The organism is Parafannyhessea sp., assembly GCF_051876455.1.
Taxonomy (GTDB): domain Bacteria; phylum Actinomycetota; class Coriobacteriia; order Coriobacteriales; family Atopobiaceae; genus Parafannyhessea.
The window spans coordinates 1-1523 of record NZ_JBJEHW010000007.1 but is presented as its reverse complement, the minus strand read 5'-3'; the positions used below and the strand labels follow the sequence as shown (position 1 = coordinate 1523).

Annotated in this window: 1 protein-coding gene and 1 pseudogene; both read right to left on the bottom strand. The window is 67.2% G+C overall.

What is annotated here, in order from left to right; translation table 11 throughout:
• A pseudogene (locus ACI38Z_RS00405) lies at positions 1-182 on the bottom strand (sensor histidine kinase); the annotation flags it as partial.
• Complete coding sequence (locus ACI38Z_RS00400; RefSeq protein WP_439788215.1) at positions 179-1417, bottom strand: glycosyltransferase; 1239 nt, start codon at positions 1415-1417, stop codon at positions 179-181. The pseudogene ACI38Z_RS00405 and the gene ACI38Z_RS00400, both read right to left, overlap by 4 nt.
• Positions 1418-1523: the final 106 nt, after the last annotated feature.

Here is a 1523-nt window from a genome sequence, read left to right as displayed (position 1 = left end):
TCCGGGACGAGCAGCACCACGCTCCCGCCAATCACGATGTCCACGGCCAGCCCGGCGCCCGCAACGACGGCCGCAATCAGGTTCGCGGTGATGAGGCCCCAGGTGAGGAGCCAGATGAGCGCGACCGTCAGCGCGGCGATCCCCACCGTCGCGAGCGTGTTCCTATGTGCGATGCCTCTCACTTGCGCGCGCCCTCGTCCTTCTCGCCCTGGTGGGCGGTCGTGCCCATGGCCTCTAGCCGCTCCGCGAGCCCCCTGTTGTCCCAGAGCGACGACATGACCTGCGGCCAGTACGTCTGGAAGCTGAAGTAGCTGCTCGCCACCCGGCGGGCCCACTGCTCTGCCAGCTTTCTGCCGCGCAGCCAGATCTTGAGGTAGTCCAGCCGCTCGGGCCCCACGATGGCGCGGCGCAGCGACGTGTGCGCGATGCGGTTGCGCACGACCGTTGGCGATATCCAATCAGAGGGGTACGGGCGGAGCGACTCCGGGCGCACCTGGCGCGCGCCCTTGATGGAGTTTGCCACGCGGAGCTTCTCCACCTCGTAGTTCCAGCGGAAGACGTCCTGCATGAAGCGCGACGCGTGCGAGGGCGTCTTGGGCGGCATGTGCCGCACGCGCCACGCGTTGTCAAACCACACGTCAAAGCCGTACATGCGCAGGTTGAAGAGATAGTCCAGGTCCTCCCCGCGCGATATGGTGGGGTCGAAGCTCACCTTGGTGAAGGCGCTCGCGCCCACGCAGAAGCAGCCGCCGCACACGGTGTTGGAGCGGCTGATGCGCGTGCCGTTGAGCGCCCGGTGCATCCAGTGGTTGAACTCCACGCGCTTGGACCAGTAGCGCTCGGACCAGCGCGGCTTGCCGATGTCTGCGTACGGGGAGTTGCGCTGGTCAAGGTACAGGCCGCTCTTTGCGGCTATCTTGAGGCCCTGGCGCGTGGACATGCCCATGCCGTACGCGGCGTCTATCAGGAAGTTCTCGTTCAGGGCGACCTCGTCGTCGTCCAGGAAGACCACGACGTCGTGGTTGAGGATCGCCGCGACGGCGAGGCCCATGTTGCGGATGGCGCCGTAGCCGCGAAGCGACACGGGGTCGCCGTCGATCCCCGGCACGCAGGCGTCGATGGCCCCGCGGACGAGCGCCGCCTCCGGCGAGCCTATGACCAGCGGGTTCAGGCGCGGATGGTCGCGGCAGATGCCCTCGACGCGGGCACGCGCGCTCTTCTCGCACGACTGGTCGCACACCAGCAGCACGATGACCCGCAGCACGCCGCGCACGCCCTCGAGCGAGTCGAGGCAGGTGGCAAGCTCGGGCACGGGCTTCGTGATGGGCGTCGCGTGATCGTAGACGCCCACCTCGCCAATCCTTGTGGGGGCGTCGCTTTCCGCCCAGTATGAGGGAATGACGATGACTGGATTCAAGGGCCCATCCGCTCCTCCCGGGCCCGCGCCGCAATGCCACGCAAAACCCTGGGAAAACTCCGCACTGACGTGTCTAGATGATACCCGCTCCTATGCCATTTGTGGC